Source organism: Burkholderia sp. SRS-25 (genome assembly GCF_004343765.1).
Lineage (GTDB): Bacteria > Pseudomonadota > Gammaproteobacteria > Burkholderiales > Burkholderiaceae > Burkholderia > Burkholderia contaminans.
Genome location: NZ_PTXM01000006.1, coordinates 209,334 through 225,227 on the forward strand (window position 1 = coordinate 209,334; position 15,894 = coordinate 225,227).

The 15,894-nt window shown below is 66.3% G+C and carries 12 protein-coding genes, 1 tRNA gene and 1 pseudogene; 6 read left to right on the top strand and 8 right to left on the bottom strand.

Annotated features, from left to right (window positions below):
* Positions 1-114: 114 nt before the first annotated feature.
* From C5O79_RS38920 to C5O79_RS09505, 3 genes and pseudogenes are all read right to left on the bottom strand, one after another.
* Positions 115-273: pseudogene (locus C5O79_RS38920) on the bottom strand (Arm DNA-binding domain-containing protein); the annotation flags it as partial.
* A 133-nt stretch (positions 274-406) separates the two neighbouring features.
* Positions 407-481, bottom strand: a tRNA-Arg gene (locus C5O79_RS09500).
* Positions 482-640: 159 nt separating this feature from the next.
* Positions 641-823 (bottom strand): rubredoxin, encoded by a 183-nt coding sequence (locus tag C5O79_RS09505; protein ID WP_006398668.1) that lies wholly within the window; start codon positions 821-823, stop codon positions 641-643.
* A gap of 199 nt (positions 824-1,022) precedes the next feature.
* Here C5O79_RS09505 and C5O79_RS09510 point away from each other — a divergent pair, with 199 nt between their 5' ends.
* The 5 genes from C5O79_RS09510 to C5O79_RS09535 all read left to right on the top strand — a co-directional run bounded on the left by C5O79_RS09510 (position 1,023) and on the right by C5O79_RS09535 (position 9,006).
* Entirely contained in the window at positions 1,023-1,427 is a 405-nt protein-coding gene (locus tag C5O79_RS09510) for a DUF4399 domain-containing protein (RefSeq protein WP_047852442.1), read from the top strand.
* 312 nt (positions 1,428-1,739) lie between these two features.
* Entirely contained in the window at positions 1,740-3,689 is a 1,950-nt protein-coding gene (locus C5O79_RS09520) for an ATP-binding cassette domain-containing protein (RefSeq protein ID WP_122474223.1), read from the top strand.
* 234 nt (positions 3,690-3,923) lie between these two features.
* Positions 3,924-5,906, top strand: coding sequence for a DNA topoisomerase IV subunit B (locus C5O79_RS09525; protein WP_046544680.1), 1,983 nt, complete (start codon positions 3,924-3,926; stop codon positions 5,904-5,906).
* Between the two features lie 69 nt (positions 5,907-5,975).
* Complete coding sequence (gene parC / locus C5O79_RS09530) at positions 5,976-8,297, top strand: DNA topoisomerase IV subunit A (protein ID WP_046544681.1); 2,322 nt, start codon at positions 5,976-5,978, stop codon at positions 8,295-8,297.
* A 250-nt stretch (positions 8,298-8,547) separates the two neighbouring features.
* Positions 8,548-9,006 carry a CopD family protein gene (locus tag C5O79_RS09535; RefSeq protein WP_039370342.1) on the top strand — a complete coding sequence of 153 codons (459 nt, stop codon included), beginning with the start codon at positions 8,548-8,550 and terminating at the stop codon, positions 9,004-9,006.
* A 53-nt stretch (positions 9,007-9,059) separates the two neighbouring features.
* Here the strand turns inward: C5O79_RS09535 and C5O79_RS09540 are convergent, their stop codons facing one another.
* Positions 9,060-9,944, bottom strand: a complete 885-nt coding sequence (locus C5O79_RS09540; RefSeq protein WP_122474222.1) for a LysR family transcriptional regulator — start codon at positions 9,942-9,944, stop codon at positions 9,060-9,062.
* Positions 9,945-10,057: 113 nt separating this feature from the next.
* Between C5O79_RS09540 and C5O79_RS09545 the strand changes: the two genes are divergently transcribed.
* The gene (locus tag C5O79_RS09545) at positions 10,058-10,504 is read left to right on the top strand and encodes a multidrug/biocide efflux PACE transporter (RefSeq protein WP_046546266.1); all 447 of its coding nucleotides are present in this window, start codon (positions 10,058-10,060) and stop codon (positions 10,502-10,504) included.
* Between the two features lie 57 nt (positions 10,505-10,561).
* Here the strand turns inward: C5O79_RS09545 and C5O79_RS09550 are convergent, their stop codons facing one another.
* From C5O79_RS09550 to C5O79_RS09570, 4 genes are all read right to left on the bottom strand, one after another.
* Positions 10,562-11,770 carry a chromate transporter gene (locus C5O79_RS09550; RefSeq protein ID WP_047852439.1) on the bottom strand — a complete coding sequence of 403 codons (1,209 nt, stop codon included), beginning with the start codon at positions 11,768-11,770 and terminating at the stop codon, positions 10,562-10,564.
* Positions 11,771-11,972: 202 nt separating this feature from the next.
* Positions 11,973-14,312: an EAL domain-containing protein gene (locus tag C5O79_RS09555; protein WP_046544684.1), complete on the bottom strand. Its 2,340-nt coding sequence runs from the start codon at positions 14,310-14,312 to the stop codon at positions 11,973-11,975.
* Between the two features lie 218 nt (positions 14,313-14,530).
* Positions 14,531-15,412, bottom strand: a complete 882-nt coding sequence (locus C5O79_RS09565; RefSeq protein WP_131931348.1) for a PhzF family phenazine biosynthesis protein — start codon at positions 15,410-15,412, stop codon at positions 14,531-14,533.
* A gap of 13 nt (positions 15,413-15,425) precedes the next feature.
* Positions 15,426-15,884: a RidA family protein gene (locus C5O79_RS09570; protein WP_011352811.1), complete on the bottom strand. Its 459-nt coding sequence runs from the start codon at positions 15,882-15,884 to the stop codon at positions 15,426-15,428.
* Positions 15,885-15,894: the final 10 nt, after the last annotated feature.

Here is a 15,894-nt window from a genome sequence, read left to right on the forward strand (position 1 = left end):
CGCCCGTCGCCGGCGGTATGGCGGAAAGGGCGAGTTGGCGCGGCCAATGTTGATGAGTTGTCGAGCTGAAGCGATATCTGTACGTCAGTGAGAGGCAGTGTTGGTATCGGCTGATAAGGCGAGCGTCTTCTGCTTGCCAAGGAAGCAGTATGAGAAGCGGCAGTACTTCGGGCCGTTTGATTGGACGAGCAGGAACATTCCGTTGCCGTCCGTGAGTTTGTACGGGGCCGCGCTGGCTTTCGCGTTCCGTACCTGCCCGTCAGTGAGAGGCATCGTTGGTTTCTGCGGATACCAACACTTTCTCTGGCTGTCGCTGAGCAACCTTGGGTAACGATAGGAGCTAGAGCGCCGCCAGAGGGGCTTGAGCGGGGGGCTTGGTGATCTTGGGGATGGTTTGGGGCTTGGCTGGTCCCCCCGACAGGAATCGAACCTGTATCTAGCGCTTAGGAGGCGCTTGTTCTATCCATTGAACTACGGGGAGAGCCATGTCCGGGCGACACGCGCGAAAAAACGCGAACCGGACGGCAGTGTGGACAGCGCGCAGAGTATAGCAAACGCGCGGCGCGTCGGCGGGGCGGAATACGCGCCGACGCGCGTGATCGCGCAATCAGCCGCGATCGGAAATCAGCGCGTCAGCGAATCAGAAATCGACGACGACGAAATCTTCCTTGCCCACGTCGCACAGCGGGCAGCGCCAGTCGGCGGGAATGTCGGCGAAACGGGTGCCGGGCGCGATGCCTTCGTCGGGCAGCCCTTCCGCTTCGTTGTAGACCCACCCGCAAATCAGGCAGACCCAGCTCTGGTATTCGGTTACTTCGCTCATGTAGCGCTCGGGAAAGTGGAAATTCGGCGATACCGTCCGCGGCCTGGCCGGCGGACGAAAGGCGCAATGGTACCGGAATTTCGTCGAACGGCTGTGCAACGTCGTTTTAAACGTACGCATCGCGAACAACGCAACCGAAACGCGTATGCCGTTCGTGCGGTGTATCCTTCCGAGGCTGTCCAATCATAAGGAGAATGCGATGCTGAACAGAAAGTGGATCGCAGGTGCGATGTGTGTGGCGGCGATGGCCGTGTCGACGATGGCGCGGGCCGAGGCGCGCGTTTATTTCGAAGCGCCGAGCGAGGGCGCGACGGTGTCGAACCCGGTGCACGTGAAGTTCGGGCTCGAGGGGATGGAGCTTCGACCGGCCGGCGACATGACGCCGAACACCGGCCATCATCACCTGCTGATCGACGGCCGGCCGATTCCGAAGGGCGACGTGATCCCCGCGAGCGAACGTTCGCTGCACTTCGGCAAGGCCCAGACCGAAACCGACATCAAGCTGCCACCCGGCCAGCACACGCTGACGCTGCAGTTCGGCGACGGCATGCACCGCTCGTACGGCCCCGAATTGAGCTCGACGATCTCGGTCAACGTGAAGTAATCGCATAGGCCGCGTACGGACGCCCGAGGCGTCCGGCGCGGAATGGTCGATGGGCCGGCCGCAGGCATTCGGCCGACGTCGTCTTTTTTGCACGAAACTCGCGGCCGGCGTTTGTAACCGGAAGACGGGCGCCTCCGTTGTGCCATCGCATCGCGCCGATGCGCTTCGATGAACACCGCCTGCCTGCCGTCAAAAGCGCGTTCCAACCCGCCTTCCAACCCGTTTGCCGGCCTTGTCCGTCCGGCCATGCCGGTAACGCCGCCCGCGACCGGTACAATGGGCGCTTCCGATTCCTCTCTTCGCCGTCTCCCCATGTCGCTCTATTCCATTTCCGGCGCGCAGCTCGCGTTCGGTCACGTCGCGTTGCTCGATCACGCGGATTTCTCGCTGGAAGCCGGCGAGCGCGTCGGCCTGATCGGCCGAAACGGCGCGGGCAAGTCGTCGCTGCTGAAGATCGTCGCCGGGCTCGCGAAGCCCGACGACGGGCTCGTCACGCGCCAGCAGGAACTGGTGACCGTCTACGTGCCGCAGGAGCCCGAATTCGAGCCGGGCGCGACGGTGTTCGATGCCGTTGCATCGGGGCTTGCGCACACGCGCGAACTGCTCGAAGAGTACGACTCGATCGCGCATCGCCTCGCGGATATCCCCGAAGGCGCCGAACACGATGCGCTGCTCGCGCGGATGAACGCGCTGCAGTCGTCGCTCGATGCGCACGACGCGTGGAGCTGGCGCACGCGCGTGTCGATGACGCTCGCGCAGATCGGCCTGGCGGACGTCGATGCACCCGTCGATGCGTTGTCGGGCGGGATGCAGAAGCGCGTCGCGCTGGCGCGCGCGCTGGTGCTGCAGCCCGACGTGCTGCTGCTCGACGAACCGACCAACCACCTCGACTTCGACGGCATCCGCTGGCTGGAAGAGCTGCTCGTCGCGCAGCGCGCGGGCCTGCTGTTCATCACGCACGATCGCGCGTTCCTCGACCGCGTCGCGACGCGCATCGTCGATCTCGATCGCGGCCGGCTGCTGTCGTACCCGGGCAATTTTTCCGCGTACCAGACGCGCAAGGCCCAGCAGCTCGAAATCGAGCGCGTGGAAAACGAGAAGTTCGACAAGCTGCTCGCGCAGGAAGAAGTGTGGATCCGCAAGGGCGTCGAAGCACGCCGCACGCGCAGCGTCGGCCGCATCGCGCGGCTCGAGCAGATGCGCAACGAACGCGCGGAGCGCCGCAACACGCTGGGCAACGTGAAGCTGGATGTCGCGCAGGGCGAGAAGTCCGGCAAGATCGTCGCGGAACTGACCGACGTGACGAAGCGCTACGGCGGCCGCGCGGTCGTCGATCGTTTCTCGACGACGGTGATGCGTGGCGACAAGATCGGCTTCATCGGCCCGAACGGCGCCGGCAAGACGACGCTGCTCAAGCTGATTCTCGGCGAATTGAAGCCCGACGAAGGCGCGGTGCGCATCGGCACCAACCTGCAGGTCGCGTATTTCGACCAGATGCGTGCGCAGCTCGACCAGGAAAAGAGCCTCGCGGATACCATCAGCCCCGGCAGCGAATGGGTCGAGATCGGCGGCGTGCGCAAGCACGTGATGAGCTACCTCGGCGATTTCCTGTTCGCGCCGGAACGCGCGCGTTCGCCGGTGAAGTCGCTGTCGGGCGGCGAACGCAACCGGCTGCTGCTCGCGCGCCTGTTCGCGCGTCCGGCCAACGTGCTGGTGCTCGACGAACCGACCAACGACCTCGACATCCAGACGCTCGAACTGCTCGAGGAACTGCTGGCCGACTACGACGGCACGGTGCTGCTCGTCAGCCACGATCGCGCGTTCCTCGACAACGTCGTGACGTCGGTGATCGCGGCCGAGGGTGACGGCAAGTGGCGCGAATACGTCGGCGGCTTCACCGACTGGCAGATCCAGAGTGCACGCGCCGATCAGCTCGCGCAGCAGGAAGCCGCGAAGCGCGCGGTCAAGGAAGCCGCGCCCGTCAAGGAAGATTCGGCGAAAAGCGCCGCGGGCCGCAACGCGCAACGCACGGTCAAGCTGTCGTTCAACGAGCAGCGCGAGCTCGATTCGCTGCCGGAGAAGATCGCCGCGCTCGAAGAGGAGCAGAAGACGATCAACGCGCGGCTCGAAGACGGTTCGATTTTCGCGAAGGATCCGCAGGAAGGCACACGCCTGACCGAGCGGTTCGCGGCGATCGACGACGAATTGCTCGAAGCGCTCGAACGGTGGGAAACGCTCGAGGCGAAGCGCAAGCCTGCGTAAAACGCAGACACGTCGCGCGGCCGGCGCGCGCGATTCCGCGATTGGCGTGCCACGCGGAACCAGTAAAATACCGCGCGTCCCGGGCAGCGCAGCGCACGCCGCGCGCCCGCTTTCGGAGCAGTCCAAGCACACCGTTGTTTCGATTCGCTTTTTTACGGAACTCAACGTTTTGTCCACGACGTTATCCACACGAGGTGTGGACAACGTCCCGATGAATGACGAAATTCAGCGCCTATGTCAACGAAGAAACCCAGCGCGGCCTATAGCGAAGCATCGATCAAGGTGCTCAAGGGTCTCGAGCCGGTCAAGCAGCGGCCCGGCATGTACACCCGCACCGAGAATCCGCTGCACATCATCCAGGAAGTCATCGACAACGCGTCCGACGAGGCGCTCGGCGGCTACGGCAAGCAGATCACGGTCACGCTGCACGCCGACCAGTCGGTCTCGGTCGAGGACGACGGTCGCGGCATCCCGTTCGGCATGCACCCGGAAGAGGGCGTGCCGGTCGTCGAGATCGTATTCACGCGCCTGCACGCGGGCGGCAAGTTCGACAAGGCCGCGGGCGGCGCCTACACGTTCTCGGGCGGCCTGCACGGCGTCGGCGTGTCGGTGACGAATGCGCTCGCGACGCGCCTCGACGTGACGGTCTGGCGCGACGGCAAGATCGCGGAGCTCGGCTTCGCCGAAGGCGATGTCGTCAAACCGCTCGCGACGCAGGGCGCGGGCCGCGGCGAGAAGAAATCCGGCACGCGCGTGCAGGTGTGGCCGAATCCGAAGTATTTCGATTCGCCGAACCTGCCGCTCGGCGAACTGCAGCGCCTGTTGCGCTCGAAGGCCGTGCTGCTGCCGGGCGTCGAGGTCGTGCTCGTCAACGAGAAGTCGGGCGAGCGCCAGACGTGGAAATATGAAGACGGCCTGCGCGGCTACCTGCTCGACGAAATGAACGGCAGCGAGCTGCTGATCCCGCTGTTCGAAGGCGAGCGCTTCGCCGATTCGCGTTCGGGCGACGACACCTTCGCCGAAGGCGAGGGCGCGTCGTGGGTCGTCGCATGGAGCGAGGAAGGCTCGCTCGTGCGCGAGTCGTACGTGAACCTGATCCCGACGCCGGCCGGCGGCACGCACGAATCCGGCCTGCGCGACGGTCTCTACCAGGCGGTGAAAAGCTTCGTCGAACTGCACAACCTGCAGCCGAAGGGCGTGAAGCTGCTCGCGGAAGACGTGTTCGCGCGCGTGTCGTTCGTACTGTCCGCGAAGGTGCTCGATCCGCAGTTCCAGGGGCAGATCAAGGAACGCCTGAACAGCCGCGACGCGGTGAAGCTCGTGTCGTCGTTCTCGCGCCCTGCGCTCGAGCTGTGGCTGAACCAGCACGTCGAGCACGGCAAGAAGCTCGCCGAGCTCGTGATCAAGCAGGCGCAGGCGCGCACACGAGCGGGCCAGAAGGTCGAGAAGCGCAAGAGCTCGGGCGTCGCGGTGCTGCCTGGCAAGCTGACCGACTGCGAGACGGAAGATATCGCGCGCAACGAGCTGTTCCTGGTCGAGGGCGATTCGGCAGGCGGCTCCGCGAAGATGGGGCGCGACAAGGAGTACCAGGCGATCCTGCCGCTGCGCGGCAAGGTGCTGAACACGTGGGAAACCGAGCGCGACCGCCTGTTCGCGAACAACGAGGTGCACGACATCTCGGTCGCGATCGGCGTCGATCCGCACAGCCCGGATGAAAGCGTCGACCTGTCGAACCTGCGCTACGGCAAGATCTGCATCCTGTCGGATGCGGACGTCGACGGCTCGCACATCCAGGTGCTGCTGCTCACGCTGTTCTTCAAACACTTCCCGCAACTGATCGAGCGCGGCCATGTGTGCGTCGCGCGCCCGCCGCTGTTCCGTGTCGACGCGCCCGCGCGCGGCAAGAAGGCCGCGCAGAAGCTCTATGCGCTCGACGACGGCGAGCTCGAGGCGATCCTCGACAAGCTGCGCAAGGAAGGCGTGCGCGAGACGCAATGGAGCATCAGCCGCTTCAAGGGTCTCGGCGAAATGAGCGCCGAGCAGCTGTGGGACACGACGATGAACCCCGACACGCGCCGCCTGATGCCGGTGAAGCTCGGTGAGCTCGACTACGAGGCGACCGTCGCACGGATGACGATGCTGATGGGCAAGGGCGAGGCAGCCGCGCGGCGCGGCTGGCTCGAGGAAAAGGGCAACGACGTCGAAGCGGACATCTAAGCCGAACACCTGCGCGGCCGGGCATGGCGCCCGGCCCGGCCTCACGCCACTTACGAATACGGAATTCAGATGGACGACAACACTTCCGATCTCTTCGCCAGCTCCGATGCACCGGACGCCGAAGCGCTGACGCTCGGCAACTACGCGGAGCAGGCGTATCTCAGCTACGCGGTCAGCGTCGTGAAGAGCCGCGCGCTGCCCGACGTGTGCGACGGCCAGAAGCCGGTGCAGCGCCGGATTCTCTACGCGATGAACGAAATGGGCCTCGGCCCGGACGCCAAGCCGGTGAAGTCGGCGCGCGTGGTCGGCGACGTGCTGGGTAAATACCACCCGCACGGCGACCAGTCGGCGTACGACGCGCTGGTGCGTCTCGCGCAGGATTTCTCGCTGCGCTACCCGTTGATCGACGGGCAGGGCAACTTCGGCTCGCGCGACGGCGACGGCGCGGCGGCGATGCGATACACCGAAGCCCGCCTCACGCCGATCGCGAAGCTGCTGCTCGACGAGATCGACCAGGGCACGGTCGACTTCATGCCGAACTATGACGGCTCGTTCGAGGAGCCGAAGACGCTGCCGAGCCGCATGCCGTTCGTGCTGCTGAACGGCGCGTCGGGCATCGCGGTCGGCCTCGCGACCGAAATCCCGTCGCACAACCTGCGTGAAGTCGCGGCGGCGGCGGTCGCGCTGATCCGCAATCCGAAGCTCTCGCACGCGGAGCTGATGAACCTGATTCCCGGCCCGGATTTCCCGGGCGGCGGGCAGATCATCTCGAGCGACACCGAAATCGCGGCGGCCTATGAAACCGGCCGCGGCAGCCTGAAGGTGCGCGCGCGCTGGAAGATCGAGGATCTCGCGCGCGGCCAGTGGCAGCTCGTCGTGACCGAACTGCCGCCGAGCACGTCGGGCCAGAAGGTGCTCGAGGAAATCGAGGAACTGACGAACCCGAAACTCAAGCTCGGCAAGAAGACACTGACGCCCGAGCAGCTCAACACGAAGAAGGCGATGCTCGACCTGCTCGACGCTGTGCGAGACGAGTCGGGCAAGGAGGCGGCGGTGCGGCTCGTGTTCGAGCCGAAGTCGCGCACGATCGACCAGACGGAATTCGTGAACACGCTGCTCGCGTACACGAGCCTCGAATCGAACGCGACGCTGAACCTCGTGATGATCGGCGCCGACGGCCGGCCGGGCCAGAAGGGCCTGCTGACGATCCTCGACGAATGGGTGAAGTTCCGCCAGCTGACGATGACGCGCCGCTGCCGCCATCGTCTCGCGAAGGTCGACGACCGTATCCACATCCTCGAAGGGCGGATGATCGTCTTCCTGAACATCGACGAGGTGATCCGCATCATCCGCGAGTCGGACGAGCCGAAGGCCGCGCTGATGAGCGCGTTCGGCCTCAGTGAACGGCAGGCGGAAGACATCCTCGAAATCCGGCTGCGCCAGCTCGCGCGTCTCGAGAAGATCAAGATCGAGAAGGAACTCGAAGCGCTGCGCGACGAGAAGGCGAAGCTCGAGGAACTGCTCGCGAACGAAAGCGCGATGAAGCGGCTGATGATCAAGGAGATCGAGGCCGATGCGAAGCAGTACGGCGACGATCGCCGCACGCTGATCCAGCAGGAAAAGCGCGCGACGTTCGAGGCGAAGGTGGTCGACGAACCGGTCACGGTCGTCGTGTCGCAGAAGGGCTGGGTGCGTGCGCTGAAGGGCCACGGGCTCGACCCGGCCAGCTTCTCGTTCAAGGCCGGCGACAGCCTGTACGCGGCGTTCCAGTGCCGCACGCCGGACCGCCTGATCGCGTGGGGCAGCAGCGGCCGCGTGTACTCGGTCGACGTGTCGGTGCTGCCGGGCGGGCGCGGTGACGGCGTGCCCGTCACGTCGCTGATCGAGCTCGAATCGGGCTCTCACCTGATGCATTACTTCGCGGCGCCGGCCGACCAGCAACTGCTGCTCGCGTCGAGCAACGGCTTCGGCTTCCTCGCGAAGGTCGGCGACATGGTGAGCCGCGTGAAGGCCGGCAAGGCGTTCATGACGATCGATGCCGGCGCGGTGCCGCTCGCGCCGATGCCCGTGCTGCCGAACGCGACGCAGGTCGCGTGCCTGTCGAGCGGCGGCCGCCTGCTCGTGTTCGGGATGGACGAGATGAAGACGCTCTCCGGCGGCGGTCGCGGCGTGATCCTGATGGCGCTCGACGACAAGGAAACGCTCGTTCAGGCGCTCGCGATCGATCCGGCCGGCGTCGTGCTGATCGGCACCGGCCGCGGCGGCAAGGCGATGGACGAGACGCTGTCGTATGCGGGGCTGGCGCCGCACGTCGGCAAGCGCGCACGCAAGGGCCGCGCGCCGGAGACGAAGCTCAAGGTCGTCAGCGAACTGCGTCCGCTGCTCGGCTGACGCTGCGCACGATCGATCGTCCGGTTCGGCCGCGATCGAAGGCCGCACCTCCGCTTCGGCGGACGTGCGGCCTTTTCTTTTGGAGGGGGGATTCGGGTAAGCAAGCGTGGCGTTGTCACGCGGAACTTGCAAAATAGTGTGAAATCGCGCCTGGGGTCCGAACCGCTCGGCGACAATCCGGTCGAACGTCGCTCGATGCCGCGTGCGACGCGGCCGTTCGCCGTACCCCACTCCTCACAGGATTGCCGTCATGTCCCATGCTGTCTCCGTCGCGCTGTTTCTTCATCTGCTGGCCGTCGCCGTGTGGGTGGGCGGGATGGTCTTCGCCAACTTCTGCCTGCGTCCGGCGCTGTCCGACCTGTCGCCGCAGCTGCGGTTGCCGCTGATCGAAGGCGTGTTCGGCCGCTTCTTCAACTGGGTCTCGGGTTCCGTGATCGTGATCCTGCTGACCGGCGGCTTCCTGCTGGTGGAATTCGGCGGCGCGCACGCAACGTGGTCGCTGCACGCGATGGCGGGGCTCGGCGTCGTGATGATGCTGATCTTCGGGCATATCCGGTTCGCGCTGTTCCCGCGCATCCGCCGTGCGGTGCAGGCGCAGAAGTGGCCGGACGGCGCGCGCGCGGTGAATACGGTGCGCCTGCTCGTCCTCGTGAACCTGGTACTCGGCGTCGTCACGATCGGCGCGGCGGTGCTGTCGCGCGGCTTCTGATTGACCGCGGCCGGCCGGCCCGCGCGCAGCCGCAGGTGCGCCGGCAAGCGCCGCTACGCGGCCAGCATTGCATCGAGCAGCCATGAGCCGACCGGGCCCAGCGGCCGGTTGCGCGACCAGACCGCATCGACCCGCACGCGGCGCGGCCAGCCGCGCGCACGCAGTTCGTACAGGCGATCGCGCGCGAAGTGGTCGACCATCCAGCGCGGCAGTTCCGCCCAGCCGAACCCCAGCACGGCCATCTCCAGCAGCATCAGGTAGCTCGGCGCCAGCCAGTGCTGCGTGCCGACGACGATCCGGTCATCGGCGCCGCGGCCTTCCGTTTTCACATAGGTATTGAGGCGCAGTTCGCGCACGTCGCGCAGCGCGGCGTGCGGCACGTCGGCGTCGCCGTATTCGGCGAGCGTGTGCGTGCGGCCGACGAACAGCCCGATTTCCGACTCCTCCGCGATCGTCGCCGCGCCGATATCGGCCGGGTAGGCCGCGCGCGCGGCCATCAGCCCGAGCTGCGCGCGCCCCTGCTGGATCAGGTCGAGCACGTCTTCGTGCTCGGCGATCTGGCATTCGAGCTCGAGCGCCGGGAAGCGCCGTTCGAGCGCCATCAACGTTTCCTCGTAGCGCTTCGACTGGTACGTATCGGACACGACGAGCGTCAGCCGCGCTTCCTCGCCACGCGCGAGCCGCGCGGCCGTGCGGTCGATCGCCGCGCCGGCTTCGAGCGCGCGCTGCACCTGCGGCAGCAGCGCGCGCCCGGCGTCGGTCAGCGTCGGTGCGCGCGTCGAGCGGTCGAACAACTGCACGCCGAGATCGATCTCGAGATTCGCGATCGCCTCCGACACGGTCGACTGGCGTTTGCCGAGCTTGCGCGCGGCGGCCGTGAACGAGCCGAGCAACGCGGCTTCGGCGAAGGCGAGCAGGGCTTCGGGGGCGTGGCGCATGCGGCGCTCCTGGTGGCGATGTATCGGTGAAACCGATGATATCAAACTGGATTCATACGGTTTCGCCGATCAAAATGGCGGCCATGAATGAAGTGGACGAATCGGAGGGAATCATGAAACAAGTCAACAAAACGGTGACGGAACGGCTGCTGCATGCACTGACGTTCGAGCTGGTCGCGATCGCGCTGTGCGCGCCGATCGGCGCGTGGCTGCTCGACATGCCGGTGTCGCACGTCGGCGTGCTGACGGTGATGGTGTCGCTGATCGCGATGGCATGGAACATGACGTTCAATACGCTGTTCGACCGCTTCGAGCGTCGTGCGGGGCTGACCCGCACGCTCGGGATGCGGATCGCGCATGCGGTCACGTTCGAGCTTGGCCTCGTCGCGATGGTGGTGCCGGTGGCCGCATGGTGGCTGAACGTGAGCCTCGTCGAGGCGCTGCTGCTCGACCTCGGCATCGTGCTGTTCTTCCTGCCTTACACGTTCTGCTTCAACCTCGCTTACGACGCGCTGCGCGCCCGCTGGATGGCGCGCCGGGTCGCGGTGCAGGCAGGTTGAGGACGGGCTGGACGGGAGAATGCCGGCAGAACCCGGCGGGGCGGCGGCCGCCGCCCGTCAGCGCGCGGCGGCCAGCAGCCACACGCCGCACGCAACCGCGACCGTGCCGTACACGGCATAGACGGGCACCTTGAAGCGCGCAAAGCACAGCGTCGCGAAGGCGCCCGTCAGCCAGTAAACGGGGTCGACCGGTTCCCGGTGCAGGATTCTCACGACGGCGACGACGAGAAAACCCGTGGTCGCCGCACGTAGCAGCCGCATCCCGTGCTCGAAGCGTGAATGGCGCTTGAGTCGGAACAGATGGTTCTGCGCAAACACGACGAGGCATCCCGACGGAATGAACAGTGCGGCGGTCGCGAGCAGCGCGCCGACCCAGCCGTCGGTCAGGTAGCCGAGAAACGGTACGACGTTCAGCAGCGGCCCTGGGGCGACCGGGGACAGCGCGAACGCAAGCGTGAAGTCGTGATCGGAGATGCCCGTTGCGGGCGTGACGAACAGCGTCTTGAGCACGGGCAGTGCGGAAAAGCCGCCGCCGAACAGCGTCATGCCGGCGCCGGCGAGACGCGGCCACAGCAGCGTCGCCTGGTAGTCGCCGGGCAGCGGCACCGCGAACAGCGTGACGAGCACGCCGAGCAGCACGAGCAGGTTGCGGTCGCGGGTCGACAGCGTGAAATCGACCGCGTCGCGTTGCGGCGGCCCCGTCAGCCAGCCGGCCGCGAACGCGGCGAACAGAATCCCGACGAAGGCGGCCGGATTATGCGCGAATCCGAGCAGAATCGTCGACAACGCGGCGATCAGCTGTTCGCGCCGCGTGCGCGCGAGCGAGCGCAACTGCTTGACCCACGTGACGCCGATCAGCGCGGCGAGCACCATCCCGAAGTGATTGATCAGCATCGGCGCGGCCAGCGAGCGCACGAGCGGCGTGCGATAGAAGATCGCGAACAGCGTCATCAGCAGGGAGAACGGCAGCACGCTCGCGATGCCGGCCACCCATGCGCCGACGCGGCCGTGCAGTATCTGGCCGACCTGTATCGCGACATTGCAGCCCACGGGGCCCGGCACGAGCCAGGCAAGTGCGACGAGGTCGCCGAAGACGTTGGGCTCGATGCGCTTCAGCCGTTCCACGTAGTGGCGTTCGAGCTGCGCCATCATCGACAGCCCGCCCCACGAGACCGCCGAAATGCTGGCGACGACCTTGAACAGGGCCCACAGGGAAGCCTGCGCCTGTTCGATATCAGCGGTCGCTTCGATTTCGACGGTAGTCATGTTGGTGGTGTGAGCGCGGGGCCGGATCTCTCGCGTGTAGCCATGCCGGCGGCCCGCCGACACGTTGGCCCTCCCAATTGTCCGCCGCGCATCGTGACACTGCCATGCGCGAAAACGCTAGTTCATGAACTAAACGATCGGATCGGAAAACGAAACAATGACGGTGCGCGCAATAGCCGCCAAGGCCACGGCCGCGGTGCGCTTACGCGCCCGTGCTGCCGGTCGCGCGGTGCGCGATTACGTTCGGCGCGTCGCCACGCACGCCGAAGCGTGCGATCAGCGCGGGAATCGCGTCGGCCGGCACCGGGCGCGAGAACAGGAAGCCTTGCGCCTCGATCTCGCCGAGCGCGGCCAGCCATGTGATCTGCTCCTCGGTTTCCGTGCCTTCGACGACGACGGTCAGGCCGAGCGAACGCGCGAGATGCACGATCGACGACACCATCACGCACACGCTGCGATCGTTCGGGATCGCCTGCACGAACGAGCGGTCGACCTTCAGCGTGTCGACGGAGAAGCGGTGCAGGTACGACAGCGACGAGTAGCCGGTGCCGAAATCGTCGAGCGCGATGCGGATGCCGAGCTTCTTCAACGCGACGATCTTCTCGGACACGAGCTCCGGATATTCCATCATCGCGGTCTCGGTGATCTCGATCTCGAGCCGGTTCGCGTCGATGCCGGTGTCCTGTAGCGCCTGCGAGATCGTCTCGATCAGGTCGCCGCGCCAGAACTGCACGGGCGAAATGTTGACTGCGAGCGTCAGCGTGTCGTGGCCGTCGTCGCGCCAGCGCGCGATCTGCTCGCACGCGGTGCGGATCACGAAGTCGCCGATCGGCACGATCAGGCCGGTGGATTCGGCAATCGAAATGAATTCGTTCGCGGAGATGATCCCGTGCTCGGGGTGATCCCAGCGCGCGAGCGCCTCGAAGCCGGTGATGTGGCGGTGCGTGAGGTCGATCTTCGGCTGGTACGCGAGGAACAGCTGCCCCTCGGCGAGCGCGACGCGCAGTTGCTGCTCCCAGCGCATCAGGTGGTCGGCGCGGTGCGACAGGTGCGGCGCATAGAACTGGTAGCAGTTCTTGCCGGCGTCCTTCGCGCTGTACATCGCGAGGTCGGCTTTCTTCAGCAGGTCGATTTCGCTCTCGTTCGCCACCGTGTGCAGCGCGATGCCGATGCTCGCATGCAGCACGAACGAGCTGCCGCGCACGTCGAACGGTTCGCCGAACATCCGGATGATCGCTTCCGCGAGCCGCACCGCGCGCCGCTCGACGTCGTCGCCCTTCATCACCACGACGAACTCGTCGCCGCCGATGCGCGCGAGCGAGCCTTCGTCGCCGACCGCATCGGACAGGCGCGACGCGGTCATCTGCAGCACGATGTCGCCGGCGTTGTGGCCGAGCGTGTCGTTGACGGTCTTGAAGTTGTCGAGGTCGATGAACAGCAGCCCGAGCCGCGATAGGCTCGCCGGCATCGACACGTCGTTGCGCAGCCCGCGCAGCGTCGCATAGCGGTTCGCGAGGCCGGTGAGCAGGTCGTATTCGGCGAGCTGCGTCATTTCACGCTCACGGCCGAGCAGCTTCCCGATCAGGCCCGTTGCGACGCCGAAGAACGCGAGCATCGCGAGCGTGATGAAGCTCGTCATCAGCAGGTAGACGTTGCGCGTGTGGTAGTAGTCCGCGAATTCCTCGGTTTGCGACAGCCCGACCATCACCGCGAGCGGGTAGCCGTCGAGGTGGCGGTACGACACGATGCGCGTCACGCCGTCGATCGGGTCGATGATCGTGCCCGTCACGCGCTCGGCGATCGGGTAAACACCCGACGCGGAAAACGCGCCGGGCGCGTTGCTGACCGAGCCCGTGCGCCGCGCGAGCACCGTGCCGGTATCCGACACGACCGCGATCACGCCTTCCTTGCCGATCGCCGCGTTGTTGTAGAAGTCGTTGGTGAAGTAGCTCGGGTCTTCCGACACGACGACGATGCCCGCGAAGCTGCCGTCCGGGTTGTTCAGGCGCCGCGTCATCTGCAGCGTCCAGTGGCTCGACACGCGGCCGAGTACGGGCTTGCTGATGAACAGGCGGTCGTCGTTGTGCGCGAGGTGGACCTTGAAGTGCTCGCGATCGGACAGGTTGATCGGCTGCGGATGCAGCTCGGCCGTGTTCGCGAACAGGATGCCCTTCGCGTTGACGAGCGACACCTGGATCAGCGTGTCGCTCGGCACGACGCCTTTCTCGACGGCGCTGGCGAGGTTGAAGCGGGCGGGCGATTTCTCGAATTCGAACTTGACGAAGCGGGTGATCTGGTCGACCTGGTGGATCGCCTTGACCGTATGCTGTTCGAGCGCGGAGGACAGGATCGCGGCGGAAGCCGCTGCCTCCTTGTACGCGCTGTCCTTTTCCACCGACAGACGCGCGATGATCACGGCCCACAGCAGCGCGAGCGCCAGCATCCCGAGCAGCGGGATCGCAAATAGCGCACGCCGGCGCGATTTGCGCGGCGCGCGCAGCGGCCGGGTCGGCGGCGTGTGGTTGGACCGGGCGGAGCTCATCGAAGAGGGTGGCGTCCTGCTCGCGTGCGTCATCCGTCTGGATGGCTGACTATGGTTGGGGTTGTCCCGACGTCTGTTCGTTCGCGGGACACGCAACCATGGACAGACCTCCGAAACAACGGATTAGGCCCGATATTACTGGCTGGAACGTTTTTGCGATAGTTGGGCGAATCGTAGGGGGCGCCGGACGGGCCGGCGCCATCGCACATCGCGAAATGTCAGGCGGGTGACAGGAAGGTGCCGTCGACGACCGTGACGACATGGCCGCCGATCCACGTGGTGCCGTCTTCGTCATAGCTGACGAAGATGCGGCCGTCGCGGCCGATCGCCGTACCCTGGCGGGCCGTATACGACTGACCGGGGCGGCGTTCCTGGCGCGTCAGCAGCCCGGCGAGCGCGGCGTTTGCGCTGCCGGTGACGGGGTCCTCGCCGAAGCCGAAATTGCCGCCCGTCATCAGGCAGCGGATTTCGAACGTCGCGGGGCCGCCTTCGGCGTGCGGCGCGTAGACCGCGACGCCGTCCGTGCCGTAGCGGCGCGTGAGTGCCGCCAGTGCGGCCGGATCGGGCGTCAGGCCGATGCAGGCATCCGCCGACTTCAGCCGCACGACCAGCCATGGCGCGCCGTTGTCGACCGCGCACGGCTCGGCATCCAGATCGAGCGCGTCGCTGCGCAGTGCGGCAGCCAGCGCCGCATAGTCTGAACGATCGAGCGGTGTGACGCGTGCCGGGGGCGCGGCGAACGCCCAGCCGTCAGCCTGCTCGCGCAGCGCGACCCGGCCGACCCCGCACTGCTGGATCAGCCGGCCCGGCGTACGCGGCTGTGCGCCGCTTTCCAGGAACGCATGCGCGGTGCCCAGCGTCGGATGGCCGGCGAACGGCAGTTCGCCCTCCGTCGTGAAGATCCGGACGCGGTAGTCGGCTTCCGGATCGGTCGGCGTGCAGAGGAACGTCGTTTCGGAAAGGTTCGTCCAGCGGGCGATCGCGAGCATGTCGTCGTCGCCGAGCGAATCGGCGTCGAACACCACGGCGAGCGCGTTGCCCTTGAACGGCACCGACGTGAACACGTCGACCTGCCTGAAACGGACGAGACGGCCGGGCATCGTGCTGCGTTCGTTACGCAACTTCGGCGATCAGCTCGATCTCGACGCACGCGCCGAGCGGGATCTGCGCCACGCCGAATGCCGAGCGCGCGTGCTTGCCCGCGTCGCCGAACACTTCCGCGATCAGTTCCGACGCGCCGTTCGTCACGACGTGCTGTTCGGTGAAGTCGAGCGTCGAGTTGACGAGGCTCATCAGCTTCACGATGCGCGTGACCTTGTTCAGGTCACCGGTGTGCGCGTGCAGCGTCGCGAGCAGGTCGATCGCAATCGAGCGAGCGGCGGCCTTGCCGTCTTCCGTCTGCAGATCCGCGCCGAGCTTGCCGGCCCAGACCTTGCCGTCTTTCTTCGCGATGTGGCCCGACAGGAAGACCGTGTTGCCGGTTTGCGCGCTCATCACGTAGGCGGCGGCCGGTGCGCCGGCGGTCGGGAGCTCGATGCCGAGCGACTTCAGCTTGTCGTAGACGTTAGCCATGGATTCGATT